At 40.6% G+C, this 24,653-nt stretch carries 25 protein-coding genes and 1 pseudogene; 4 read left to right on the forward strand and 22 right to left on the reverse strand.

Annotated features, from left to right (window positions below; all coding sequences use genetic code 11):
• Nucleotides 1-32: 32 nt before the first annotated feature.
• From CKJ95_RS16460 to CKJ95_RS16500, 9 genes and pseudogenes are all read right to left on the reverse strand, one after another.
• Complete coding sequence (locus tag CKJ95_RS16460; RefSeq protein ID WP_099354547.1) at nucleotides 33-1,691, reverse strand: sodium:solute symporter family protein; 1,659 nt, start codon at nucleotides 1,689-1,691, stop codon at nucleotides 33-35.
• 213 nt (nucleotides 1,692-1,904) lie between these two features.
• Nucleotides 1,905-2,207: a DUF4212 domain-containing protein gene (locus CKJ95_RS16465; RefSeq protein ID WP_099354548.1), complete on the reverse strand. Its 303-nt coding sequence runs from the start codon at nucleotides 2,205-2,207 to the stop codon at nucleotides 1,905-1,907.
• Nucleotides 2,208-2,309: 102 nt separating this feature from the next.
• A complete protein-coding gene (locus CKJ95_RS16470; protein ID WP_099354549.1) occupies nucleotides 2,310-2,489 on the reverse strand; it encodes a hypothetical protein in 180 nt (59 codons plus the stop codon).
• 738 nt (nucleotides 2,490-3,227) lie between these two features.
• Complete coding sequence (locus CKJ95_RS16475) at nucleotides 3,228-3,755, reverse strand: chromate transporter (protein WP_099354550.1); 528 nt, start codon at nucleotides 3,753-3,755, stop codon at nucleotides 3,228-3,230.
• Nucleotides 3,752-4,303, reverse strand: coding sequence for a chromate transporter (locus tag CKJ95_RS16480; RefSeq protein WP_099354551.1), 552 nt, complete (start codon nucleotides 4,301-4,303; stop codon nucleotides 3,752-3,754). The genes CKJ95_RS16475 and CKJ95_RS16480 overlap by 4 nt, the downstream gene beginning before the upstream one ends.
• Before the next feature lie 198 nt (nucleotides 4,304-4,501).
• Complete coding sequence (gene pcp, locus CKJ95_RS16485) at nucleotides 4,502-5,107, reverse strand: pyroglutamyl-peptidase I (RefSeq protein ID WP_099354552.1); 606 nt, start codon at nucleotides 5,105-5,107, stop codon at nucleotides 4,502-4,504.
• A 13-nt stretch (nucleotides 5,108-5,120) separates the two neighbouring features.
• Entirely contained in the window at nucleotides 5,121-5,651 is a 531-nt protein-coding gene (locus tag CKJ95_RS16490) for a chromate transporter (protein ID WP_099354553.1), read from the reverse strand.
• Complete coding sequence (locus CKJ95_RS16495) at nucleotides 5,648-6,223, reverse strand: chromate transporter (RefSeq protein ID WP_099354554.1); 576 nt, start codon at nucleotides 6,221-6,223, stop codon at nucleotides 5,648-5,650. Before CKJ95_RS16495 ends, CKJ95_RS16490 begins: the two co-directional genes overlap by 4 nt.
• A 24-nt stretch (nucleotides 6,224-6,247) precedes the next feature.
• Nucleotides 6,248-7,857 (reverse strand): annotated as a pseudogene (locus tag CKJ95_RS16500) (gamma-glutamyltransferase family protein).
• 270 nt (nucleotides 7,858-8,127) lie between these two features.
• Between CKJ95_RS16500 and CKJ95_RS16505 the strand changes: the two are divergent.
• From CKJ95_RS16505 to CKJ95_RS16515, 3 genes are all read left to right on the forward strand, one after another.
• Entirely contained in the window at nucleotides 8,128-8,577 is a 450-nt protein-coding gene (locus tag CKJ95_RS16505) for an Lrp/AsnC family transcriptional regulator (protein WP_099354555.1), read from the forward strand.
• Between the two features lie 126 nt (nucleotides 8,578-8,703).
• Nucleotides 8,704-9,438, forward strand: coding sequence for a polysaccharide deacetylase family protein (locus CKJ95_RS16510; protein WP_099354556.1), 735 nt, complete (start codon nucleotides 8,704-8,706; stop codon nucleotides 9,436-9,438).
• A gap of 158 nt (nucleotides 9,439-9,596) precedes the next feature.
• Nucleotides 9,597-9,962 carry a cupredoxin domain-containing protein gene (locus CKJ95_RS16515; RefSeq protein ID WP_099354557.1) on the forward strand — a complete coding sequence of 122 codons (366 nt, stop codon included), beginning with the start codon at nucleotides 9,597-9,599 and terminating at the stop codon, nucleotides 9,960-9,962.
• A gap of 32 nt (nucleotides 9,963-9,994) precedes the next feature.
• Here the strand turns inward: CKJ95_RS16515 and CKJ95_RS16520 are convergent, their stop codons facing one another.
• The 4 genes from CKJ95_RS16520 to CKJ95_RS16535 form a co-directional block, all read right to left on the reverse strand.
• Nucleotides 9,995-10,774 (reverse strand): ABC transporter permease, encoded by a 780-nt coding sequence (locus CKJ95_RS16520; protein WP_099354558.1) that lies wholly within the window; start codon nucleotides 10,772-10,774, stop codon nucleotides 9,995-9,997.
• Nucleotides 10,771-11,682, reverse strand: coding sequence for an ABC transporter ATP-binding protein (locus CKJ95_RS16525; protein ID WP_099354559.1), 912 nt, complete (start codon nucleotides 11,680-11,682; stop codon nucleotides 10,771-10,773). Before CKJ95_RS16525 ends, CKJ95_RS16520 begins: the two co-directional genes overlap by 4 nt.
• A gap of 1 nt (nucleotide 11,683) precedes the next feature.
• Nucleotides 11,684-11,881, reverse strand: coding sequence for a PLDc N-terminal domain-containing protein (locus CKJ95_RS16530; protein WP_099354560.1), 198 nt, complete (start codon nucleotides 11,879-11,881; stop codon nucleotides 11,684-11,686).
• A 234-nt stretch (nucleotides 11,882-12,115) separates the two neighbouring features.
• The gene (locus tag CKJ95_RS16535) at nucleotides 12,116-13,033 is read right to left on the reverse strand and encodes a M23 family metallopeptidase (RefSeq protein ID WP_099354561.1); all 918 of its coding nucleotides are present in this window, start codon (nucleotides 13,031-13,033) and stop codon (nucleotides 12,116-12,118) included.
• 707 nt (nucleotides 13,034-13,740) lie between these two features.
• On the opposite strand from CKJ95_RS16535, the gene CKJ95_RS16540 reads away from it, so the two are divergent.
• On the forward strand, nucleotides 13,741-14,187 hold the full coding sequence (locus tag CKJ95_RS16540) for a VanZ family protein (RefSeq protein ID WP_257215829.1): 447 nt from the start codon (nucleotides 13,741-13,743) through the stop codon (nucleotides 14,185-14,187).
• A gap of 11 nt (nucleotides 14,188-14,198) precedes the next feature.
• Here the strand turns inward: CKJ95_RS16540 and spoIID are convergent, their stop codons facing one another.
• The 9 genes from spoIID to nuoI all read right to left on the reverse strand — a co-directional run bounded on the left by spoIID (nucleotide 14,199) and on the right by nuoI (nucleotide 24,616).
• Entirely contained in the window at nucleotides 14,199-15,218 is a 1,020-nt protein-coding gene (gene spoIID, locus CKJ95_RS16545; protein WP_099354562.1) for a stage II sporulation protein D, read from the reverse strand.
• A 419-nt stretch (nucleotides 15,219-15,637) separates the two neighbouring features.
• On the reverse strand, nucleotides 15,638-16,936 hold the full coding sequence (gene murA, locus CKJ95_RS16550; RefSeq protein ID WP_099354563.1) for a UDP-N-acetylglucosamine 1-carboxyvinyltransferase: 1,299 nt from the start codon (nucleotides 16,934-16,936) through the stop codon (nucleotides 15,638-15,640).
• 844 nt (nucleotides 16,937-17,780) lie between these two features.
• Nucleotides 17,781-18,017 carry a DUF1146 family protein gene (locus CKJ95_RS16555; protein ID WP_099354564.1) on the reverse strand — a complete coding sequence of 79 codons (237 nt, stop codon included), beginning with the start codon at nucleotides 18,015-18,017 and terminating at the stop codon, nucleotides 17,781-17,783.
• A gap of 343 nt (nucleotides 18,018-18,360) precedes the next feature.
• Entirely contained in the window at nucleotides 18,361-19,872 is a 1,512-nt protein-coding gene (gene nuoN / locus CKJ95_RS16560) for an NADH-quinone oxidoreductase subunit NuoN (protein ID WP_099354565.1), read from the reverse strand.
• Between the two features lie 4 nt (nucleotides 19,873-19,876).
• Nucleotides 19,877-21,388 (reverse strand): NADH-quinone oxidoreductase subunit M, encoded by a 1,512-nt coding sequence (locus CKJ95_RS16565; protein WP_099354566.1) that lies wholly within the window; start codon nucleotides 21,386-21,388, stop codon nucleotides 19,877-19,879.
• Complete coding sequence (gene nuoL / locus CKJ95_RS16570; RefSeq protein WP_099354567.1) at nucleotides 21,385-23,253, reverse strand: NADH-quinone oxidoreductase subunit L; 1,869 nt, start codon at nucleotides 23,251-23,253, stop codon at nucleotides 21,385-21,387. Before nuoL ends, CKJ95_RS16565 begins: the two co-directional genes overlap by 4 nt.
• Before the next feature lie 120 nt (nucleotides 23,254-23,373).
• Nucleotides 23,374-23,688, reverse strand: a complete 315-nt coding sequence (gene nuoK, locus CKJ95_RS16575) for an NADH-quinone oxidoreductase subunit NuoK (RefSeq protein ID WP_099354568.1) — start codon at nucleotides 23,686-23,688, stop codon at nucleotides 23,374-23,376.
• Nucleotides 23,685-24,200: an NADH-quinone oxidoreductase subunit J gene (locus CKJ95_RS16580; protein ID WP_099354569.1), complete on the reverse strand. Its 516-nt coding sequence runs from the start codon at nucleotides 24,198-24,200 to the stop codon at nucleotides 23,685-23,687. The genes nuoK and CKJ95_RS16580 overlap by 4 nt, the downstream gene beginning before the upstream one ends.
• On the reverse strand, nucleotides 24,197-24,616 hold the full coding sequence (gene nuoI / locus CKJ95_RS16585) for an NADH-quinone oxidoreductase subunit NuoI (protein WP_010677182.1): 420 nt from the start codon (nucleotides 24,614-24,616) through the stop codon (nucleotides 24,197-24,199). Before nuoI ends, CKJ95_RS16580 begins: the two co-directional genes overlap by 4 nt.
• Nucleotides 24,617-24,653: the final 37 nt, after the last annotated feature.

The following is a 24,653-nucleotide window of genomic DNA, read 5'->3' on the forward strand; positions in this document are numbered from 1 at the left end:
GTCAGATATTTTTTCGATGTGGCTAGGCTATTTTAAGCCTCATCTTTAAGCCATACATCGCCATCTTTGTATACCATTTGTTCAGGGTAACGCATATCGACAACTTCGTCCTGCTTAGCTTGTGATGGAGCCTCGGTCATTAGAGAAACAATAATGTTTCCTAAGAAACCAGCTGCTGCTCCAAAGATCCCTGCTCCTGTATCGATAATGCCAAGAATGGTGAAGCCACCGTATTTCGCCGCAAAAATATAAGATAACACGACTACTAATCCGATGATCATTCCAGAGATAACACCTTTTGCGTTCGAACGCTTCCACCATACTCCAAGAACGAGCGCTGGGAAGAAAGTACTAGATGCAATTGCAAAGGCCCAGGCCACGATTTGCGTAATCGCTCCTGGAGGATTTAGCGCAACCAATCCTGCGATTAAAGTTGCAACTGCAATTGACCAACGTGCTACACTTAAGCGAGTTTTCTCGGATGCATCTGGCTTTAAGACACGATAGTAAATATCGTGAGCAAATGAAGATGAAAGGGCAATCATCAATCCACCCGCCGTAGATAATGCTGCCGCCATTGCACCTGCAGCCATTAATCCGATAACAAACACTCCAAGGTTTGCAATCTCAGGTGTCGCCATAACGACGATATCATTCGCAATCGTCATTTCTTGCCACTGCAAGATTCCGTCACCATTCGCATCCGCAAGCTTTAATAGACCTGTATCAATCCAGCTTTGCGTCCACGCAGGAAGCTCTGTCATTTTTTGACCAGCCACCTGAGTCATTAGAATGAAACGTGAAAATGCTGCATATGCAGGAGCTGATAAATATAATAATCCGATGAATAAAAGCGCCCAAGCTCCTGACCAACGAGCTGCCTTCATCGTAGAAACCGTATAGAAACGAACGATAACGTGTGGAAGTCCAGCCGTACCACACATTAATGTAAACATTAAGGCAAGGAACTGCCATTGTGAGCCTGTTGCAAACGGAGCAAAGTATTCGGTGAAGCCAAGTTGACGATCTAATTCGCCAATTTCCTCAACAATTTTCCCGTAAGATAACCAAGGTAACGGATTGCTTGTTAACTGTAAGGAGATAAAAATAACCGGAATCAAATATGCGACAATTAACACGATATATTGCGCGACCTGTGTCCAAGTAATCCCCTTCATTCCACCCATTGCTGCGTAGAAGGCAATTAACACAACCCCAATCATTGTTCCAACCTTAGCGTCAATTTCAAAAAGACGTCCGATTACAACTCCTGAGCCAGATAACTGCCCAATTGAGTATGTAAAAGAAATAATGATTGTACAGATTGCAGCTACAATACGAGCTGTATGGCTGTCAAAACGGTCCCCGATAAACTCAGGTACAGTGTATCGGCCATATTTTCGAAGCTGAGGCGCTAGGAGGAAAGTTAATAATAAATATCCACCTGTCCACCCCATAATATAGGCAAGACCGCCATAACCGAGGGCCATGATCGTTCCGGCCATTCCGATGAATGAAGCAGCACTCATCCAGTCTGCCCCAATCGCCATTCCGTTGTAGACAGGCGGTACTCCACGCCCTGCTACATAAAAGTCCGAAGTCGCCCGTGCTCGGTTAAAGATGGCAATCCCAATATAAAGAGCAAATGACGCTAAAATAATAATTAATGAGACCAGAAATTGCGTATCCAAATTTCCTCCCCCTTTAGGTTCAAATATAGGCACTACATTTTAATAGAAAAACTGCCTCTTTTTTATCAATTTGTATAGTTTTATAGGTTTGTGACATGTTGTGTGGGGTGATTCTTACTTCGTTTGAAACTTAAGAAACGTCTTTAGATGTAGGGGTTATTGTTATATCCGTAGGTTCTAAGTTTGAGAGAATGTTTGTTAGGTTGAATGGTTTTAATGATCAAGCACTTTTCCAGAACTAATTTGCTCGTTCTTCTCTTCATCAATGCCATACTTTTGGTCAATTTTGTCGCTGACCTTCGCATTCACAAATAAGATAATGATAAAAGTTAAAACTGCACCCTGCGCCCCCATGAAATAATGGAATGGCAGCCCGTTTACCGAAAACGTGGATAGCGGCCTTGCAAACAGGACAACACCAAATGAGACAAGAAACCCAATAATTAAATAGATAATAATATTCCTTGTTCTCTCCCTAAAGTATCCATCCGCAATCTTCTTATCAACTTTTTTCAACTACTAGCACCTCCATAAAAAATATAATTGGACTGGACTTTCGGTTGCACCCTTTAGTTTTGCATCACCTCCTTCAAAATTGATTAATATACTCCAATACTTTTATCCAAGATTAAAAATAAAACGTATCGTCTCCCCAAGCGGTGCCGGAAAACGAATGATTTCAAAGATAAAGTACCCAAAAATAGACACAAACGGCAGAAGTAAAAACAAGGGGCGCTTACGCTTAAACGCCATAAAAAGGCTGAAAATAACAATAAACAGCATTAAGTATAAGATCATGACTGGTTCACTCCTTATAGTGTAAGCGTTATCAATTAGTGAATATTGGAACAAGTACATTTACTATATGTACGACATACATTTTGTAATATTACGAAAATTACTACATTTACATTATGAATTTTTTTCCAAGGCTCGTCAAGGAAAGATTTTGGCGAAATTTGAAAGGGTTTTAGGAGTTTATATTTCAGGAGGGGATTATCGTGGCATCACTTTGGGGGGGTTCGAGGTGGCGAGGGCTAGCTAATCTTACCTTCACTCAACTGCTTTGCGAGCAGTGAGGGTATGAAAACTAGCTAATCGTACCCTCACTTGCAAGATTATTAGACTTTGAGGGTAAGATTATGCCCTAATCATACCCTCAGTCTTATCTTTTTGCGCTACTGACGTTATGATTATTGGAAAGGAGTAACTTTTAGAACGGCCTTTGGAGTTTTATGGAAAAGGTTATAACATAAACTACCTTTATGCAATACATTTGGGTTATTCTGGATGAAGTCATTGCTTAAAAGCCTTATATGACATAACTTTTGGAAATTAAAGTAAAAACGTACAGCATAAGGTTCTCTTATGAAATAGCATTTGGACATTAATGGTAAATGCTGCAGCATATAGCCTCTTTAAGGCATGACTTTTGGTTATAAAAGGGAAAAGCATCAACATAAACATCTCATCTCTAATATTTGTGTAAACGACCAACTATAAAACCCTCTTATGATTGTCCTTTTTAGAAAAACCCTACAACAACACAGCTCCATACACGAGCGATCCGACGATTACATACGCGGGGTGGACCTTCCATTTTTCAAGCAGCAAAAAACTCAGCACCACTAAAATAAGCGTATGTACCAACCCTGCGTCCACATACGACTCTTCAAAAAAGCGATACGCCATTGCCCCCAGGAGAACAGCGATTGTCGGACGGATATAGTTCGTCATCCGTTTAACTTTTGGAGAATGCTTGAACTTCTTCAAAATGCTCAGCAAACCAATCATTAAAAGCAACGAAGGCGCGACTGTTGCAAAAACAGCAACTACTGCACCTAATATCCCCGCCTGTTGAAAACCGATATAGCCGGCCATCTTCGTTGCAATTGGTCCTGGCAGTGCATTGCCAATCGCGATGACCTCACTGAATTCATGAACGGAAAGCCAATGATAGCGATGAACAACTTCATTTTCAACAAGTGGAATTGAGGCTGGCCCGCCACCATAGCCAAGAATACCTGGAATTAAAAAGGCAAGAAAAAGCTGCATGTAAATCATTGTTGTTTCTCCTCCCGCTTGTCCTTTTTCAACAAGGCAACCACTAGTAAAACTCCAACTAAGATTCCTGGATGCACTCCCAACACATCTAAAACCAGTATGCTGGCAACTCCAAGAAAAATTGCTCTCGCCCAACCAAGGCCTTTTTTTGCATTCATGAAAAATTCCCAGGTGAGTTGAGCAAGCATAACTCCAACCACAGCCAGCACCGCTTTTGTCATTCCCTGCACCCAACCAAGATTTTTAAAAGAAGTCAATGATGTGAGCAGTACAATCATCAATAAAATCGTCGGCACTGACGTAGCCAAAACAGCATTAAACATTCCAAGCCAGCCACCCACGCGATACCCGATATAGCCGGCCATTTTTGTAGCGATTGGCCCAGGCAACGTATTCCCGAGCGCAAGTATATCGCCAAAATCATCATCATTTAGCCATTTGTAGCGTTCTACCGCTTCCTTATGCACAAGCGGAATCGATGAGGGACCACCGCCATACCCTAGTAAACCTACTTTGAAAAACGCATAAAAAATATGTAATTGCTTCATTTTAAAGTCCTTTCTGAAGCTTTATCAATGTAAAAAGAGGAAGCCCACATTAGGCTTCCTCTTAGTGTTTTCAATTATTTTTGTTGTATTCAAATGGCTATTAGCCGTATTTGTGATTTATTAGCCATAAATCTTAATTATCAGCCGTAATTTTAATTTATCGGCCATAATTCAATATTATTGGCCGTAAACCCATGTCTACTCCCCAAGCACCTCAATCATCGCGCGAATGGACTCTGTTAAATCCGCTAACGACCAACTCGGAATGCCCGATTTCTTAAGCGCAAGTTCGTGTGAAGCAGGAATATGGATGAACCCTGCTCGCATAGGAAGTTCTTCTTGCTCAATTTTATGCAAAACAGAGTACATCACATTGTTGCAAAGATACGTCCCTGCTGTGTTCGAAATTGCGGCCGGGTAGCCTTTTTCGATAGATGCATTCACAAATGCACGAATTGGTAATGTCGAAAAATAACCTGCTGGACCGACTTCTTCTATTGGAGCATCCTGTAATCTCACACCGCTATTATCTGGCTCACCATCGCGGCAATTAATCGCAATCCGCTCAGGTGTGACTTTATTTCTTCCCGCTGCAAGTCCTAATGAAATCACGACATCAGGCTTTACCTCATTGACATGCTCGATACACTGTCTTGCTGACTCTGCAAAATCAACCGGCAGAATCCTTCCAACAATCTCGTATCCTCCTATCGTTTTCCCTTCCAATGCCTTCACAATCTCCTCAGTCGGATTGATTGGATTATCTAGAAATGGGACAAACCCTGTTAATAATAGTTTTTTCATTCTTTACACCTCATTATGCTAGAAAAAATGCTCCATATCCTAGTGCGCCAATAATCACATAGGCTGGGTGAACCTTCAGCTTTTCCAATAAAACAAAGCTAACCACAATGATGATGATGGTTTGTAATAAGCCAGCACCTTCATATGAAGTTGCAAAAAAGCTGATTGTCATTGTTCCAAGTAAAACGGCAATTGCCGGACGAACATAGCTGGACATACGTTTTACCTTTGGTGAATCTTTGTGTTTGTATAAAAAGCCTAATAGCACAACCATTAAAATGAGTGATGGTGCCACGGTTGCAAAGATACCCACAAGCGCACCTGGGATTCCCGCTACATCATACCCAATATAGCCGGCCATTTTTGTCGCAATTGGGCCTGGAAGTGAGTTTCCAAGAGCGAGTAACTCACTGAATTCAGAAACCGTTAACCAGCCGTAACGTCCCACAACTTCATTTTCAACAAGCGGAATTGAAGCTGGCCCACCACCATATCCAACAATTCCCGGTATAAAAAAGGCTAAGAAAATTTCCCAATAAATCACATGCCAACACCCTTTTCTATCGTTTGCTTAACCTCTGGAGCTTTGTCTTTCTTAACGATTGCTGCAACTAACAGAACTCCAATGATGATTCCAGGATGAATCCCAACAAACTCGATTAATAAAAAACTCACGACGATAATTCCTACCGCAAACTTCCAACCTAATGAGTCCTTTGACTTTTTAAAGAAATCCCATGTTAGGGTTGCAAGCATCACACAAACAACCGGAACAACTGCCTTTGTCATCCCTTGCACCCATGGCTGATCTTTAATAGAAGTTAAAATGGTTAACAGGATAATCATCATAAAAATAGTGGGTACTATGGTTGCTAATACGGCATTAATCATTCCCAACACTCCCGCGACGCGATACCCGATATAGCCGGCCATTTTTGTCGCAATTGGCCCTGGCAATGTATTCCCAAGGGCGAGCACATCAGCAAATTCATCATCGTCCATCCATTTATACTTGCCGACTACCTCTTTATGAACGAGAGGGATTGAGGAGGGGCCGCCCCCGTACCCCAACAGCCCCACACGTAAAAATGCTAAAAACAAATCAAGCTGTTTCATACTATCAACTCATTTCCGTTTCGATTACCAAGATGCAATACTGCCGTCTGTACGTGCCTCCGTACCACCTGAGAGAACACCTGTCTTCGGATCTCTCCAGATGATTTGACCACGTCCGAAACTACCACCATCAAGTGCCACTTGAATTTGGTGCCCGCGTCTAGCAAGCGCTTGAGCAACATGTGAAGGGAAGTTTGGTTCCACCAACACTTTTTTATCCTCAATCCATTGCCATCTTGGAGAATCAAGTGCTGCCTGTGGGTTCAGATGAAAGTCAATCGTATTCATAATAACCTGCGTGTGACCTTGTGGCTGCATGTATCCACCCATAACACCAAATGGACCAACTGCTTCCCCGTCCTTTGTTAAGAATCCAGGGATAATTGTGTGATACGTCTTTTTACCCGGCTCTAATGCATTTTCATGCGCAGGGTCTAATGAGAAATCATGACCACGGTTTTGTAGGGAAATCCCTGTGCCTGGGATAACAATTCCAGAGCCAAAGCCCATGTAATTACTTTGAATATAGGAAATCATGTTCCCTTCTGAGTCAGCTGCCGCTAAATACACGGTTCCTCCACGTGGTGGTGTTCCTGGTTCTGGAGCTAGAGCCTCATCACCAATCAGATTTCTTCTTTGTGTCGCAAATTCTTCTGATAAAAGTTGTGCTGCAGATACTGACATTTTTTCAGGGTCTGTCACATATTTCTTACCATCGGAAAATGCTAGTTTCATAGCTTCAATCTGCTTATGATAGGTTTCGACTGATTCTTTTTCCTTGATGTCAAAGCCATTCAAAATGTTGAGCGCCATCAATGCAACAATTCCTTGCCCATTTGGCGGTATCTCCCATACATCATAGCCTCTGTAGTTCACTGAGATTGGCTGCACCCACTGAGGTTTATAGTCTGCTAGGTCCTCTTTTGAAAGGAAGCCTCCATGCTCTTTAAAGAAAGCATCTATTTTATCTGCAAGCTCGCCTTCGTAAAAACTTTCCGCATTGGTTTCTGCAATAGAACGAAGCGTGCTCGCATGGCCTTCAGAACTCCAAACCTCTCAATTTCAGGTGCACGTTCTTCAGGTGCAAACGTGTCAAACCAGCTTTTAAACTCTGGATCCTTAAACGTTTCTTTATATTTGTTATAAGCTGCTTTCCAGTATTTTGCTAGAACAGGTGATAATGGGTAGCCTTCTTCAGCATATTTTATCGCTGGCGCTAAAACTTCAGTTAACGGAAGTTTACCAAATCGGCGTGATAGCTCTGCCCATGCGGACGGAACTCCTGGTACCGTAACTGGAAGCAAGCCATGTGTCGGCATTTTTTCATGACCTTTTGCTTTTACAGCATCAATCGAAATGCTTTTCGGTGCTGGTCCGCTTGCGTTTAAACCGTGTAACTCTCCTTTCACCCAAACAAGTGCAAAGGCATCCCCACCGATTCCGTTTGAAGTAGGCTCTACAACAGTTAAAGTCGCTGCCGTAGCAATTGCGGCATCAATCGCATTTCCACCTTTTTTCAGAATGTCCAAACCTGCTTGTGCGGCTAATGGCTGTGAAGTTGCGACCATCCCATTTTTCGCAAAAGTCGCCATCCTTTGTGAAGCATACGGGTAATTCAAATAATCAATTTTCATTTAAAATATCCCCCTCTTATGTACCTCATTTTTGACATTTGTTAGTTATTTTTCAAAAATCAACTAACAAACGGAATATCTAAGTTATAATTATGATTATAATTGAAATTTAGAATATATTCTATAACTTTGATAAAATAAGTAAAAACGTGGGAAAATTGGGCGAACGTCATATGACAATTCGTAAGCTAGTCCTATTTTTTGATGTGTGTTGTTCGAACCGATGGTAAAATATATGTTAGCAATTAAACCGTGAAATGTGGTGATACAATGAAACTCGATGAAACGGATAAAAGAATTCTCGAGCTTTTGACGATAAATGGGAGAATGTCCTACGTGGATATTGGAAAAGAACTTGGCTTTTCAAGGGTATCGATTCGTGAGCGTGTCAATCAACTGATTGAAAAAGGCGTGATTGAAAAATTTTCTGTTGTGATTAATTCTGAAAAGGTTGGAAAAGGGGTATCGGCCTTTTTCGAGGTCGACTGTGAGCCTGCCTCACTTGTGAGGGTTGCAGAAACTCTTGTAAACAATCCAAGTGTCGCTAGTTGCTATCAAATGACTGGGCCAAGTACCCTGCATATGCATGTACTTGTGGAGGACTTTGCGAAGCTTGAAAAATTTATTAACGAAGAGCTCTATAGCTTGGATGGGATCACGCGGGTGGAAAGTCACATATTATTGAGACGATTTAAGAGTCGGACGGGTCTTAAATTATAAAGGTGTTGGGGAGTTCCCGACACCTTTTTTGCTTGTGTGGTAGATGAAATGTAATATTAAGGAAATCATAATAGTCCTATGTTTATAAGGAATAATAAATTAATAAGGATTAAAGCGAGGAGTTTTATGAAAAAGGTTGTCATGATTTTTCTATGTCTTCTTATACTTATTCTTCCATCACACGTTTTTGCTCAACGTAAGGTTCCTATTTTAGTCTATCATTCGATTGATGAATTTACGGGGCTAGGTTCCAAGGAGTTATACGTAGCACCAAAAAATTTTGAGAAACAAATGATATATCTAAGAGACCATGGCTACACATTATTAACTTTTGATCGGTGGAACGACATTGATCAAGTAAACAAACCCATTTTCATTACCTTTGATGATGGGTACAAAAACAATCTGAATGCTTTTGGTATTTTTCAAAAACTGAAAAATGAACGTTTTAAACCAACTGCTACCATTTTTGTTATTTCTGATTTTATCGGTGGTTCCAATCGTTTATCAGAATCGGATTTAAAAATGATGGCTGATTCGGGAATCATCTCCATACAGTCTCATACCGCTACACATCCTGATTTGACGAAAATAAATAATGATGAATATGAACTGAAAGGATCCAAAGATAAAATCCAAAAAATAACGGGTAAACCAGTTATTGCTCTTGCTTATCCATACGGAAATTTCAGTAACAAGGTCGTAGCAGAAACAAAGAAATACTATTTATTTGGACTTACGACAACTCCTGAACTGTTTTCTGAGAAGGGCATAAAAGATGAAGTCTATCTGTTACCACGTGTCTATATCAAGTATTCAACCACTCTTGATGACTTTGCAAAAATCGTTGACGGAGAATGAAGCTAGTTCCCATACTAAGTAATCGCGAAATAACAAGGCATGGCCAATAAGCCATGCCTTGTTTCAACTATTTTCAAGGATAATTCCCAGAAAACCAATTTCACTGATAAATTTTAACAAGTTAGAAGAAAATAGAATAAGAAAGGAGGGATTGCAAAATGTCTGCGAAAAAACGGGTAATAGGATTGTTTATTGCAATGGCTATGCTTGTGGTTGGATCACTTGGTGTATTTGCCGAAACTCAGCCTCTGGAGCCGATTCAAAAAATTGAGGTCGGATTAAACGATGATTACTTTAACCCAAAAGCCATCACGATTCCCAAAGGAAAACCGATCGTGTTGGTCTTGAAAAACAACGGCGTAAAGGAACATACCTTCACAGTAGAAAAGCTTGGAATTGACTATGAAGTCAAACCAAAACAAATAAAAATAGTGACTGTGGAACCGAAAAATGCTGGTACATATGAACTGATATGTCGATACCACGAAAAAGAAGGAATGGTCGGACAGGTTATCGTAAATTAATAGGCACGGCCAATTGGCCATGCCTGTTTTTTTTACGCTGCCCGTTCTTTCTTTGCAAAGAGATAAATCGAACTTACGAGTAAGCCAAGAATCAATAGAAGTGAGACAGTCATAGATAGTGCAAATTGTTTATCTGGACTTCCTGTTAAAAGTAGTGAACTTGCGTGTGTTGAGAGTCTCGCTGGGCTCCAGGTCATCCATTTTGATAATAATGAAGTGAGTGCTGACAACCCAATCGCAACCAGCAACGACATAAATGCTACAAAGATATTACTTTTAAATAGTGAGCTTAATAGAAGTGTAACCGTTATGAGGAACACAAGCCAGGTCCCGTACACGAGCGAACCTTTCATTAATTCCCCAAATCCCACGTCTCCGATTAATACTCCGGTGTAATACCAAGACGCTAAGATGCCTAGTAAAAATGAACCCAATGTCATGATCGCGATACTTACCCATTTTGCTGTGATATAATTTGCGAACGAAACAGGTTTTACAAGAATAATATCAGAAACGCCACTGTTTTTTTCCGCCGCAACAATCCCCATAAATGCTAATACCAACACGAGAACACCGATTTGGCTGTACTGTCCGAAGGTTTGCACGAGCACCTCTTCTGGGGTTGGCACCGGGATATCAAAGACCGCTCCCTCTGGTAACTCACCCGCAGCTTTAATGATTTCCGGCAAATAATAAGAGGTTACAGGCTGCATGATCCCAAGTAAAATGAAAACAAGTGGGATCCACAGGATTTTAAAATTCCGCGTCATCTCAATCCATTCTTTTTTAAATAATACTGACCATTGTCTCATGACTTCACCACCTTCATGAATACATCCTCGAGGGACGATTGCCCAATTTTAAACGTTGATACTGGTATATTTTTTGTCAATATATCTTGTAAAATAGCATTTCTTGCAGGTTCAAGTTGAGAAACAACAATTGTCGCTGTTGTGCGTTCAGCGGACACTTCATGAACCGAGTCAATTACTGTTAAACCGCTTGCCCAAGTTGTAATATCCGTTTCTGCTTCAATAATGATTACATCATGCTGGTGCTTTTTTCTTAGACCAGAGAGCGTATCACTTAATGCCAATTCTCCTTTACGGATAATGACGATATCATCACAAACTTCTTCTGCGTCATGCAACACATGTGTTGAAAATAGAATCGTAGTTTTCTTTTTCAATTCCCGCATCATTTCAATAACTTCCCGGCGTCCAACAGGGTCTAATGCAGAAACTGGTTCATCAAGCATAACCAGTTTTGGTTCATGAATCATTGCCTGTGCGATCCCAAGGCGCTGCTTCATTCCGCCCGAAAATCCGCCGATTCTCTTTTTCTTTGCATCTGAGAGTCCTACCAACTCTAGTAATTCATCCGCTTTTTGCTGGGATTCCTTTTTCGATAAGTGTGCAAGTTGCCCAACATAGACCAAAAATTCATTTGCCGACATCCAGTTATAAAAAACAGGGTGTTGTGGTAGGTATCCGATGTATTTCCGATTGTCACCATTTTCCATGCCATCAAAGGCAATTTTACCTGAGGTAGGATGAAGTAAGCCCGCCAACATCCGTAAAGTCGTTGTTTTCCCCGCACCGTTCGGACCTAGTAAAGCTGTACAGCTTCCTTTTTTAATATCAAAGGAAAGATTGTTAACCGCCGTTTCCTTTCCAAACCGTTTCACCAAATTTTCAATTGAGACTAATGTTTCCGTCATTCTATCTCTTCCTTCCGATTACAAAATAGAGAATCGGGCCAAGTATACTGACCAAAAGGATGACAAACACCCACAAAATCTTTGGTCCATTCGTTTCTTCACTTCTCACAAGATCGACTATGGCCGTTACCAATAAAATTAATTGAATCACGATGATCGGAGCAATAAGTGCCCAATTTATTCCTTCAAGTCCTGTCATGCTGAATCACGTCCCCTTCAATTTGTTTTTCCGAAGATAATACGACCGACAGTAGAAAAAAGTTCAGCAGAATTTTAAAATATTTTGGGACACAGGGACAGGTCCCTCGTCCCACCATATTTTTACAGGGATGCGGAACCTCTGTCCCATAAAAAAACCGACTACTCTACTGAGTAATCGGTTGGATTATTAGCTAAAGTTGCCACCACAGGCTAGACTACTATTTCTCCTAGCTTATGCTTTTGCCATTCCGATTGAAGCATCAGTTGAGTGTGCATTTTCCTCTTCTTTAGAGTTTGCATCTTCCTCATCTTTTGATCCTTCATCGTCAGCAGGAGTGCCTTCTTCATCTGCAGGCTTTTTACTGTCTTCTGGTTTCTCTTCTTCTTTTGGTTGCTTATCTTCTGCAGGCTGCTTGTCTTCTTCCTTCGTTGCAGCTTCTTTGTCTTCTGTCCCTTGCTCACTTTCTTCAAGTGCAGTTAGAGATTGTCCAAAGAACTCAATGGGATTAACAGCAACACCGTTGTTACGGATTTCAAAGTGAACGTGAATTGCAGCTTCTTCGTCATACTGATTTTCGCCAGCCATTCCAAGGACTTCACCTTGTTCTACTACGTCACCTTTTGCTACTTTTAAGTCTGCAAGAGATTGATACATTGTTACAACACCGTCAGAATGCTCGACTTCCACAACATTTCCGTGTAGTGGATCTTTTTCTGCACGTGTTACAGTTCCAGCTAATGATGCAACAACTTCAAATGTCTCACCATTTTTAGCGACGATATCAATTCCTTTGTTAGGGGAATAAATATTGTTATAGACTACAAGAGCTGCTTCTTGCTTTTCTGCTGAAGCTTCTGCATCGTAGAATTCCCTAAAAACTTGGATTGCATCTTCGTCAATGACAGGCATCTTAAAGTTTTCTGACGCTTGGTTTACCGGTACACTTGGCTCTTCACCTGTAGCAGTTCCTGGTTGATTCTCACCATTCTTTACATCATCTGCTACATCGTTATTGCCTGTGAACCATAAAACCGCGGTTAAAATAAGTGCTGCACTTACTAGATAGATTGCTGGAAAAACCCAACGCTTTCTAAATAAACTTTGTAAACTTGATTTTTGAGAAGTACGTTTCTTTTCTTCCTCTCTCATGTTTATCACCTCAGCAACCATTCTGAACAGATTCGCGGAATTATATACATTTTCAAAAAATTTTTTTCGATTATTTTTCGACAAAGCCTAAAATATTATTCATAGAATCGAATTTTTTTTCAAAATGGGGTCCAGTTGGACGTTGTTTTTTTGGGTTTGGTGTGATTTAACAGGTTAGGGGGCTGGTGGAGATCTTTTGATTAAGGGGCGGGTTGGGGGTGCAATTATATAACCTTGATGAAGGACTTTGGTTGAGGCCTGCACGTTCGTTCGGGACTTCATAACGTTGATGAAGGACTTTACATGAGACTCACTTGTTCGTTTGGGACTTCATAACGTCGATGACGGACTTTACATGAGGCTCGCATGTTCGTTTGGGACTTCATAACGTCGATGACGGACTTTAGATGAGGCTCGCATGTTCGTTGAGGACTTCATAACGCTGATGAAGGACTTTACACGAGGCTCGCTTGTTCGTTGAGGACTTCATAACGCTGATAGCATTAATGAAGAGGAATTCGATCGCAACCTTCCTTCCGTTTTCCCCTTCATAACCTCAATGAAGAGGATTTCGATGATAGCTCCGTTACGTTTTCCCTTCATAACTCTAATCAGCATGGAATCTCAAGAAAGAACAAAACTCATCCCCCTCACCCCGCCAATGAATGCTATACTATTTAAGTACATTTTAATAAGGAGAATCTTTCATGAAAGCTATATTACGACTTCTACTATTAATTGCACCATTTTTATATATGATCTTAATTTTTATTTTGTCGAGTCTTCCGGCGGATGCGATTGTAAACACTCCGTTTTCGTGGGACCGGGCTTTTAAAGAATCGCTGCACCTCATCGAATTTGGAATTCTGTACGGGCTGTGGGTATTGTTTTTCCTTGTGCAAGGAAAGTTCAGCCCCAAAACAAGTCTCCTTTCTGCAGTAATCGCAATCGCCTATGGTTTTTCCGACGAGTTGCACCAGTATTTTGTCCCATACCGATCCGCGACTGTAATCGATCTTGTTAAAGACTCAATTGGCGTGCTTGTGCTTTATACGATTGTAAAAGTGAGTTATTTCGGAGAGAAACTGCCGTGGATTAAAAAGCTCCTTATCTGGGTGGAGGGCTTAAACAACAAAAATGCAGAGGGCAAATAGCCCCTCTGCATTTATTTTTTCACTGTTAATTTATTTAAAAAGTTCTCTGTGGATGAGATTTCTACACCTTGGTAGTAATGTGACACAATGTCCTTGTAACTCTTACCTTCCTTCGCCATTCCGTCTGCGCCGTATTGACTCATGCCAACCCCGTGGCCGTAGCCCTTCGTCTGAATGACAATGTGGCTGCCTTTACGTTCCCAACTAAAATCACTAGAACGAAGGCCTAATGCATCACGCACTTGCACCCCTGTGAATGTCTTGCCCCCAACTTCAACAGATGCTACTCGATTTGATTTCGTTCTGGAAGTAATCTTGCCAACATCGTTACCATTGCCAAGCTTAATCCCTAACTTATTCTCAAATTCGGATACAGGCATATTTACTTGAGAATGAAATTTTTCTGTATTAACATCCCATGGGCTCTCAACACTTTTTAAGTATGGTACTGCGTTTTTCCAAACATTCTCTGAGTCTTCTGTATAGCCATTACTTGTCGAGTAAAATACAGCATCAATTGGTTCACCATTAAAGGTTATAATTTGCCCTTGTGTTTCCTTGACGGCTTGCCTAATTTTTTCTATTTTCCAATCATAGTCGCCTTTCCATTGGGCTTTTAGTTCCTCATTGTTTTTATAAACCTGATGACTGACCGTATCTGAAACATCAGCACCATTTGGCACCTTTAATTTTTGTTCACTCAACATTTGTCTAACCACGTATGTTCTTGCTGCTAGTGCTTGTGCCTTTAATGCCTCTAACTCAAAGTCTGCAGGCATTTCCATTGCGAGTACACCTACTACATATTCCTCCAGTGGCACATTTTCAATCTTCTGAGCACTGACGCGGTGAACGGCAACCTCCACAGTAGGCCCTGAGGCGATTTGAGGCGGTTCCGGATTTGATTGTCGCTCTTCAGCTAGCTTTCCCGCACCTTTATCAGAGAACGGAATGACAAGCATTGATGGAATCAATAAAATTAAGACAAAAAGGACAGAAACTAGTACAATGATTGGTTTAATCTGTTTCATGAATGCAAGCCTCCACTTTGAAATTAATGCACGAACGTAAACATGCACCTATATATCAATATCTATGGTAGTGGACAAGCTTTTATGACATTTAATAGCAGAAAAATATTTGTATTCTATTACCTACCACACATAGTATAATTTTCCTAGTATTACCATTATAAAATATAAGGGGAAACGAGTAAGATGAGTAAAAACTTGATAAGTAGAATATGTCTTGCACTTGCTTTGTTAGTTACCGTTTATAATTTTTTTATCACAGAGAATCCAGACTCTCGGGCAACAGGCGTAATATTCCTACTTCTTATCATTGCAAATATCATTCCTGTATTAAAAAAAGAGTAATAATACGAATAAAAATAAAAAAGCTAGAGATATTACCTTGTATGGGTAATGTCCCTAGCTTTTTACGTGGTTAGTTAGAAGTTTACTTTTGCTTCTTCCACTAGGCTATCTGTAGCTTCATTTATACGTTCGATATCAGCACCTATTGCCGCAAGCTTTTGGTGGAAGTCCACATAACCACGGTCTAAGTGCTTAAGTTCTGTAACACGTGTGTATCCATCTGCAACCAATCCGGAAAGAATAAGTGCAGCAGCAGCACGTAAATCCGTTGCAGCTACTTCAGCTCCTTGAAGCTGGGATTCTCCGTTGATGATAACAGAACGGCCTTCAATTTTGATGTCACCGTTCATGCGTCGGAATTCCTCGACGTGCATGAAGCGATTTTCAAATACAGTTTCCGTAATCATACTTGTGCCTTTTGCACGAAGTAATAATGCCATCATTTGTGATTGCATATCTGTTGGGAAACCAGGATGTGGCATTGTTTTAATATCCACAGCCTTTAATTGATCTGGACCAATGACACGTAAACCATCTTGTTCTTCAATGATGGTAACGCCCATTTCTTCCATTTTTGCAATTAATGAGCTTAGGTGTTCCGGTACTGCACCTTGAACAAGAACATTACCACCTGTGATTGCAGCTGCCACCATGAATGTGCCTGCTTCAATGCGGTCAGGGATAATATTATGAGTTGCTCCATGCAATTCTTTTACACCTTCGATACGAATTGTGCCAGTACCTGCGCCTCTAACGTTTGCTCCCATTGCATTAAGGAAGTTGGCTAGATCAACAATTTCTGGTTCTTTCGCACAGTTTTCAATAGTCGTCATGCCGTCTGCTAATGTAGCAGCCATCATGATGTTTTCAGTAGCGCCAACGCTTGGGAAATCCATATATACTTTTGCACCACGAAGTCTTCCATTGACCTCGGCATCGATATATCCATTTCCAACTTTTACAACTGCACCCATTGCTTCGAATCCTTTTAGATGCTGGTCAATCGGTCTTGAGCCAATTGCACAGCCGCCAGGAAGAGCAACTCTCGCATGGCCATTGCGTGCAAGCAATGATCCCATGACTAGTACAGACGCGCGCATTTTTCGAACATATTCAAAAGGTGCTTCCGTTTTTAGCTCTCTTGATGCATCAACAACGATTTGATTGTTTGCAAATGTAACATCTGCATTTAAATAGCGTAATACCTCATTAATCGTATACACATCTGAGAGCGTGGGTACTTCATTTATTACACTTTTTCCATTACTTGCTAATAAGGATGCAGCGATAACTGGCAAAACGGCGTTCTTTGCGCCTTCTACTTTGACTGTGCCGTTTAGCTTACGACCGCCGCGGACGATGATTTTTTCCAAGGTATTCCCCTCCGCGTCCCATTTTCTATATATTCATATTCATTCATGACAATTGGTGTTCCATCTCGAATGCGTTAAAAGAACCCAATCTTATTACATTCATACCTTTTTTTGTGAGAAAGTACATTCACACTGCTGTAGTATATGCAAACCACCGGGCAAGTGTCTCTATTTTGATGTGATTGTACTTAATTACGTAGATCAATCTTTGTTTTTAAATAATAGGCTAGCTCGTTGCTAAACGGGCATATCCTCGTTTTTTTAGGGTTCATTTTTTACACAAAACCAAGTTACATCATATCACTTAAGCATTCACTGGCACAAGTGAAAATTGTGGTATTTTCGCAATAATTGTCGAAAAAATCCAGGTTATTTGTAGGAATGTTTTTACATGAAAATATTACATAACTTACATAGTACAAATTATACGTAAGGAACTTTGTTTTTTTGAGGGTTTGTCTTCTTTTTTAGACAGTTTTACTTATGCGGATAACTATCTTGAAAAAGTAAGTATATTTGATGACATTTCTAGAAGGGACTAACTTGCGGGCCACCACGTGGGGTGATTTCTTCTGTGAAAATCATCAACTCTATGGTTCCTTCGTATTCTTTTTCCAACAAAAACCAATGTATTTTTCTATACCATTGGTATACTAAGGAATGTTTTAAAAAAGTCATAATAACTTGTGCTGTTATTTGATTTCCTCTCCTTACTTACATTTTTTCCAGATGTATCGCTCAAATACGTGGAAAGTAGTGGAGAGAACAGATGAAAACTACTTCGAACATTTTTTACCTTAAACTTCTTGGATATATTATTCATTCAAAAAAGATATAGTAACAGTTAATTTAAGATAGTAGGTAATTGTTGTGACCAAAGAAGATAATCTAAGAAAAAATTGCTGACAGTCGATCCAATTGCAATCGTCACAAGAACGAGAAGAACGCGCACCTGAAATATATGATTCGGCTTCACCAAATGCTCATACCGAATGCTTTGCAGCGCCCACCACGTGACTGCAATAAATATCAAATGTGAAATAATACTTATAAGTGCTTGATACCCAAAACCTGCTAACATAAACCCACCCTTTCTATATAAGAAGGAAATATGTATGAAACACACACCACTACATTTTAGCATTTTCTATGACAGAAGTCCTCAAAAACAAGCCTACAAAAAGCTACAATAAATAAGAACCATAGGGACGGTTCTACTGGTCACAGATAAAAAACGATCAAGCAAGGAAGATTCTTGAGTTTTCCATTATATGTAGAACCACAAGAACCGTCCCCTTGGTCCCTTCCCTTGGTCCCCAAACTCCAAAACTAAAGAAGAGGCATCCCCATGCCTCTTCTTCTCATACACCCCTATTTGTTTGAAAAGGGAATGAACAGCATTCTATGGTGCTGCCACCCCGTTATTAACCTATAAAATCCGCAAAGCTTTCGAATTGCTGGATGAATTCGAAGGCGGCACCCGGGAAAATTCCAAAGCCAATTGTTCCAACCACTGCAACAATCACGACAATCAACACACCTGTAGGTAATTTAATGCTCGTATCGTCTGCTGCAGGTCTAAAAAACATCTGCGTTAACATACCGAAGTAATAGAAATAGGATACAACGGTTGTTACAATCATAATCGATGCCAGCACATAATGTGATGGACTCGTTACAAATGCTCCAATGAAAATCTCTAGTTTTCCGATAAAGCCCGCCGTTCCCGGGATACCCGCTAATGAAAGGATAAACACGCCAAGCGCAACGGCTAACACGGGTGAGCGCTTATATAAACCAGCAAATTGACTAATATCCTCTGAGTCAGATTTCTGCGTGATCACCTGAAGAATCGCGAAAAATCCAAGACTCATGAAGAGATAAGCAACTAAATAGAACCAAATCGCATCCATCATAAAATAAGAGAAAGCGACAAATGCTACTAATAGGTATCCAGCGTGGGCAATACTCGAGTATGCCATCATCCGCTTTATATCTCGTTGTCTAAGCGCTATGGTATTACCGATAATCATTGTTGCACCTGCGATAATTGCTAATAGGTCTTGTAGGTGGAACAATAAATATTCTGCTTCACCGTTTCCAGATGGTGCTTGGATAAAACCTGTCACGACAATTCTTAATATAATAACAAAGCCCGCTGTCTTTGAAACAACACTTAAAAATGCCGTAACAGGAGTTGGTGCTCCTTGATACACATCAGGTGCCCACATATGGAATGGAGCAGCCGCGATTTTAAAGGAAAGTCCAACTACAATCATAAACAAAGCAAGTGCCACAAGATAAATATGCTGCTGGTCCTGAAGGTTACCGAACGCTCCGAAAATCTCTCTTAAATTCGAGGTTCCAGTGAATCCATAGACATAGCTGACACCGAATAAAAAGATAGCGGTTGAAACCGTTCCGTTAATCACATATTTCATCGCGGACTCATTTGATAGTCGATTGCGCTTTCGAAGTCCAGCTAATATATAGGAAGAAATCGAGAGCAATTCTAACCCGACAAATAATGTAATCAAGTCTGCACTTGATGTCATAATCATCGTACCTAAGAGTGCGGCTAGTAGTAGGTAGTAAAACTCACCACGATACTCAACCATCCCCTCTTCAGGTTCATAGCTCATTGCAAGCAAGAGAACAAGTCCTGTTCCCACTAATAATATCAATTTAAAAGCAATCGCAAACGAATCAAGTCTAAATGTATCGTACAAGATCGATGTGACATCATTTCCGATTAAAGAAACCGTAAACCCGATTGCAACAAGGATTCCCACAATTCCAATCCAACCGAGTGGCCGTCGGTCCTTGTCTTTTCCCATAAATAAATCCAGTAACGATAGAAGGGTTGCAACACCGAGGATGATAAATTCAGGTGCCATAACTCCCCAATCAAAGCTTAGTAAAGTTTCTGTATCCATCGGCTCACCCTCCTAACCCTAGCATGATCGTTTCAAGTGCAACCTGAAGTGGCTGTGTAAGCACGTTAGGATAAACACCAATCAGTACGATAAACGCAAGCAACACCAATACGGGTACCATTTCAATTGGACGTAAATCAACTGCTCCCTCATAGGAATGAATGGTCTTACCATATGTCACATTTAACACAGCACGGAGCAAATACACAGCTGTCATAATAATGCCGACTGCCCCAACCGAAGCGAGAACTGGCATTTCCTTAAACAGCCCAAGGAACGCCATGAATTCACTAACGAATCCGGACATCCCTGGTAAGCCAAGTGAAGCCATTGCTGCTGCTAATAAGAATCCAGCCGTTAGTGGCATTACCTTCGCAAGCCCACCAAGCTTATCAATATACGATGTTCCTGCACGCTCGTACATGACCCCAATTAAGAAGAACAATAATGCTGAAATCAATCCGTGTGACACAACCTGGAATACGGCTCCTTGCACTCCCGCTTCATTCATCGCACCAAGCCCTATCAACACAATTCCCATATGAGAAATACTTGAGTACGCCAGAACCATTTTGAAGTCTTTTTGGACGAATGCTAAAAATGCTCCATACAGCAGATTGATTACTCCAAGCACAGCAACAATCGGTGCTAATGTGCTGAACTCATCTGGGAAAAATCCCATTCCGAAGCGGATGATCCCGTATGCTCCAATTTTCAAAAGGATTCCCGAGTGAATCATGACAATGGATGGCGGTGCTTGTACGTGAACACGAAGCATCCATGTATGAAGTGGAAAAATAGGTAATTTAATCCCAAATCCAATAATGATCGCAATCAATAATCCAAGCTTTAAGTCTTCAGAAAAAGTACCTGGAATCGGTAAGCTATCAGATGGGCTAGCAAAAATCGCCGTCAGTGCCGCAATATTCGTTGTTCCAGCTTTTGCAAAAATGATCATAATCACAATCAGCAAGATCGCGGAACCTAATCCGTTATAGATTAAAAAGCTAAATGCCGCTTTTTCTTTTTCAAAATATCCCCATTTTCCAATTAAGAAGAATGTTGAGATTAGCGTCATTTCAAAGAACACGAAGAACAATAGTAAGTTCCCTGCTGTAAATACGCCCAGCATTCCAAGCTCAAGTAAAAGGAAGAGCATGAAATACCCTTTCCATTCTTTTTTAATATGAACAGATGCAATAGCAGCGAGTGTTGAGATCACAGTTGTTAAAAGAACGAGAACTAGGGTTAGACCGTTTAGGCCCATCTCATAGTTGACTTCCCACGGATTCCCTTTTGGTAGAAAGCCAAACCAATAGACTGATTCCTTAAGCGTTGAAAGGTCTCCGCCACCTGTATAAAACCCGTACACATAAAGAGCCAACACGAGTGAAGGAATGGTAGCTAAAACACCAACTAATTTAATTGTTTTTTCCTCAGTTTTTGGTACAAAAGCAAGTAGTGCAATACCTAAAATCGGGAAGAATACTAAAAGTGAAAGAATTAATGAGCTCATCTTAAGTACCCCCCTGTCAGTGCCACAACCAGTAGTAAAATCGCTAATCCAACAAAGGCAACGGAAGTGTACATTTGAACTTGCCCATTTTGAAGCTTAGCTCCAAGCTTTCCGATTCCTTGTGTTGCCATTGCTACTCCTTTTACAACTCCACCTACTAAAAATTCATCGATATAGCGAAGGAATAAACTAAATACCTTTGTCGCGTAGACAACCGTCATGTTGTAAAATTCATCAATAAAATATTTGTTATAGACGATGCTATACATAATTGGTGCGCGAGAGCTGAAAAAGTCTCTTGAAATGGACTTCCGTTGATACATCGCATAGGCAAGCAGTAGACCTAATAGGGACGCAAATGTTGCGACAGCCATAATCCAACCTGGCCCTTCGTGATGACCTGGTCCATATAGGTTTGTACCTTCTGTTAACCAATCCCCTAAAAAGGTTCCAAACCAAGGTGTGTTCACATATCCAGCTACAACCGCTAGAACACCAAGAACAATCATCGGGATCGTCATCACACTTGGTGATTCTTTGACATTTGTTTGCTTTCCTCTTGCCTCACCAGTGAACACCATGAAGAACAAGCGGAACATATAAAATGCAGTAAAGAAAGCTGCAATCACCGCTAACCAGAACAGCACGTAATTCCCTTGTGCCCAGGTCGCAATTAAGATTTCATCCTTACTGAAAAATCCTGAGAAAAATGGAACACCACTGATAGCTAGGGTTCCAATTAAGAATAACGGACCTGTAATGCGAAGTTTTTTCCACAAACCGCCCATTTCCTCAATGTTCTGTGTATGAACAGCATGTATAACGCTACCCGCTGCCAAGAACAACAACGCTTTAAAGAAAGCATGTGTCATTAAATGGAATACCCCTGCAACATATCCAGCAGATCCTAATGCAAGCATCATATAGCCGAGCTGGCTCACCGTAGAGTATGCCAGAACACGTTTAATATCCTTTTGTGCTAAACCTATTGATGCTGCAAAAATGGCGGTAATTCCTCCGATAATCGCAACTGTCATCAAAGCGGCATTACTTGCAGCAAATAAAGGATAAGTCGTTGCCACTAAATAAACCCCTGCCGCAACCATTGTCGCTGCGTGGATTAAAGCTGAAACGGGTGTCGGTCCTTCCATCGCATCCGGTAACCACGTGTGAAGTGGGAATTGACCAGATTTACCAACAGCTCCCACAAAAATTAAAATCGCAGTTAAGGTGATCATGGTTGGTGAAATATCTCCAGCACCAACAGCGCTAAAAATCTCATCATATTCAAAGCTATTAACTTGCCAGAATAATAGAATCATCCCGATTAATAAGCCAACATCTCCGATACGCGTCATAATAAACGCTTTTTTCGCTGCAGCTTTTGCTTCTTCCTTATAGAAATAGAAACCAATTAATAGGAATGAACCAAGTCCAACAAGTTCCCAGAAAATATACGTTTGGAGAAGGTTTGGAGAAATGACCAAGCCTAACATCGCAAAGGTAAATAACCCAAGGTACGCATAAAAGACAGGAAAGCGCTCGTCACCATGCATATACCCTTTTGAATACATATGTACTAAAAAACTGACAAGCGATACTACCACTAACATAAGTGCATTTAATTGATTGACTTCAAACCCCGCTGTTAAGTGAACATCCCCAATTGATAACCACGTGCTCTCATATTTGTATGTTGGGTTCCCAAATCTCGAAATGAGAACCAACACCGAGTAGACGAATGAAATAAATGTTAGCAGAATGCCAAGATACGCACTCGACTCCTTCAATCGTTTACCGAATATAAGAAGGAACAAAAAAGAGATAAGCGGGAAAAGCGGTATGATCCATGCATTTTCCATCATCGTATCACAATCCCCTTCTTTGGCTTGCGGCTAAGGCAAAGCAGAACGTTTGGTTCCACAGCCTTTACCGGTACTTCATCAAATACGACTTAGCGTTTTGTTCTCCCACCAAAGGCTAAGTTAATGCTTCATCGTATTCATTTCATCAATATTTACGGTGCGTTTATTTCGGTACAATGCCATCAAAATAGCTAGACCAACAGCAAATTCAGCTGCCGCAATGGCGATCGTAAACAGTGAGAAGATTTGACCCGTAATTCCAGGGACCATTCCATATTTACTAAAAGCCACGAAATTAATATTTACTGCATTTAGCATTAATTCAACTGAAATTAACACAATAACTGTATTTCTTTTTGTGAATGCCCCGTAAAGACCAATACAAAATAAAATTAACGCTAGGATAAGGTAGGCTGCTAATGGAACAGAACTCATTCCTCATTCGCCTCCTCTTCATTGTCTTTTTTCGCTAAAATGATTGCCCCTACTAACGCCACAAGTAAGACCACTGATGTTAATTCAAATGGAATCACGTATTTTGCATAAAGCTCTATTCCAATCTTCTCCGTATTGTTCACATGTAGGTCCGTCGCTTGCCCTCCAAAATCCAAATCGTAAATGCCAAGGTAAACAGCAACACCAAATGCAAGGATTCCAAAAAGAACAAGAAAGGTTCGACCACGACTTACTTTTGGTTCGTTTGTGTCATTATGTTTCGTCAGCATAATACCAAAGAGCATTAAAATGGTGATGGCCCCTGAGTAAATTAAGACTTGCACAGCTGCAACGAATTCCGCGTGAAGCATCACATACAAACCTGCGATACTAATGAAGGTGAATACAAGTGCGATAACCATGTGGATGACCTTTTGGAGGTTCAGCATTAATATACCGCCGCCAATCGCACTAATTGCTAGGACTATGAATGCTAAAAATTCTCCAGTCACGCTTTATTCTCCTTTCGCACGTTCGTATCATTTTCATCTAACCACTCGAGGTTTTTAAATAAGTCATCACGACTGTATTCTGCTAGTTCAAAGTTGTTTGTCATAACGATTGCTTCTGTCGGGCAAACCTCTGTACAAAGGTCACATAGAATACAAATTTCAAAGTTAATATCATAAGTATCAATAATCTTCCCTTTTTTAGTCGGGTCAGGGTGTTTTTTCCCGGTTAGCTGGATACAATCGGTTGGACAAATGTTGGCACATTGATTACATACGATACATTTTTCCGGATAAAATTTTTGAATACCACGAAAGCGATCTGGTAGTGGTAGTGGTTCATTCGGATAATCATATGTGACTTTTTTATAGGTTAATTGATTTAGGGTATATTTCATCCCTTTCAGCAAGCCAAACATAGTTTGTCACCCCTTTATAAGGTAGTTTCGATTCACG

The organism is Fredinandcohnia onubensis (genome assembly GCF_002734285.1).
Taxonomy (GTDB): domain Bacteria; phylum Bacillota; class Bacilli; order Bacillales; family Bacillaceae_L; genus Ferdinandcohnia; species Ferdinandcohnia onubensis_A.

Coding starts and splice junctions, on each gene's coding strand:
- CKJ95_RS16470 (WP_099354549.1), bottom strand. CDS start 2,489: ATGATCTTATACTTAATGCTGTTTATTGTTATTTTCAGCCTTTTTATG.
- CKJ95_RS16475 (WP_099354550.1), bottom strand. CDS start 3,755: ATGATTTACATGCAGCTTTTTCTTGCCTTTTTAATTCCAGGTATTCTT.
- CKJ95_RS16480 (WP_099354551.1), bottom strand. CDS start 4,303: ATGAAGCAATTACATATTTTTTATGCGTTTTTCAAAGTAGGTTTACTA.
- pcp (WP_099354552.1), bottom strand. CDS start 5,107: ATGAAAAAACTATTATTAACAGGGTTTGTCCCATTTCTAGATAATCCA.
- CKJ95_RS16495 (WP_099354554.1), bottom strand. CDS start 6,223: ATGAAACAGCTTGATTTGTTTTTAGCATTTTTACGTGTGGGGCTGTTG.
- CKJ95_RS16505 (WP_099354555.1), top strand. CDS start 8,128: ATGAAACTCGATGAAACGGATAAAAGAATTCTCGAGCTTTTGACGATA.
- CKJ95_RS16510 (WP_099354556.1), top strand. CDS start 8,704: ATGAAAAAGGTTGTCATGATTTTTCTATGTCTTCTTATACTTATTCTT.
- CKJ95_RS16515 (WP_099354557.1), top strand. CDS start 9,597: ATGTCTGCGAAAAAACGGGTAATAGGATTGTTTATTGCAATGGCTATG.
- CKJ95_RS16520 (WP_099354558.1), bottom strand. CDS start 10,774: ATGAGACAATGGTCAGTATTATTTAAAAAAGAATGGATTGAGATGACG.
- CKJ95_RS16525 (WP_099354559.1), bottom strand. CDS start 11,682: ATGACGGAAACATTAGTCTCAATTGAAAATTTGGTGAAACGGTTTGGA.
- CKJ95_RS16530 (WP_099354560.1), bottom strand. CDS start 11,881: ATGACAGGACTTGAAGGAATAAATTGGGCACTTATTGCTCCGATCATC.
- CKJ95_RS16535 (WP_099354561.1), bottom strand. CDS start 13,033: ATGAGAGAGGAAGAAAAGAAACGTACTTCTCAAAAATCAAGTTTACAA.
- CKJ95_RS16540 (WP_257215829.1), top strand. CDS start 13,741: ATGAAAGCTATATTACGACTTCTACTATTAATTGCACCATTTTTATAT.
- spoIID (WP_099354562.1), bottom strand. CDS start 15,218: ATGAAACAGATTAAACCAATCATTGTACTAGTTTCTGTCCTTTTTGTC.
- CKJ95_RS16555 (WP_099354564.1), bottom strand. CDS start 18,017: ATGTTAGCAGGTTTTGGGTATCAAGCACTTATAAGTATTATTTCACAT.
- nuoN (WP_099354565.1), bottom strand. CDS start 19,872: ATGGATACAGAAACTTTACTAAGCTTTGATTGGGGAGTTATGGCACCT.
- CKJ95_RS16565 (WP_099354566.1), bottom strand. CDS start 21,388: ATGAGCTCATTAATTCTTTCACTTTTAGTATTCTTCCCGATTTTAGGT.
- nuoL (WP_099354567.1), bottom strand. CDS start 23,253: ATGATGGAAAATGCATGGATCATACCGCTTTTCCCGCTTATCTCTTTT.
- nuoK (WP_099354568.1), bottom strand. CDS start 23,688: ATGAGTTCTGTTCCATTAGCAGCCTACCTTATCCTAGCGTTAATTTTA.
- nuoI (WP_010677182.1), bottom strand. CDS start 24,616: ATGTTTGGCTTGCTGAAAGGGATGAAATATACCCTAAATCAATTAACC.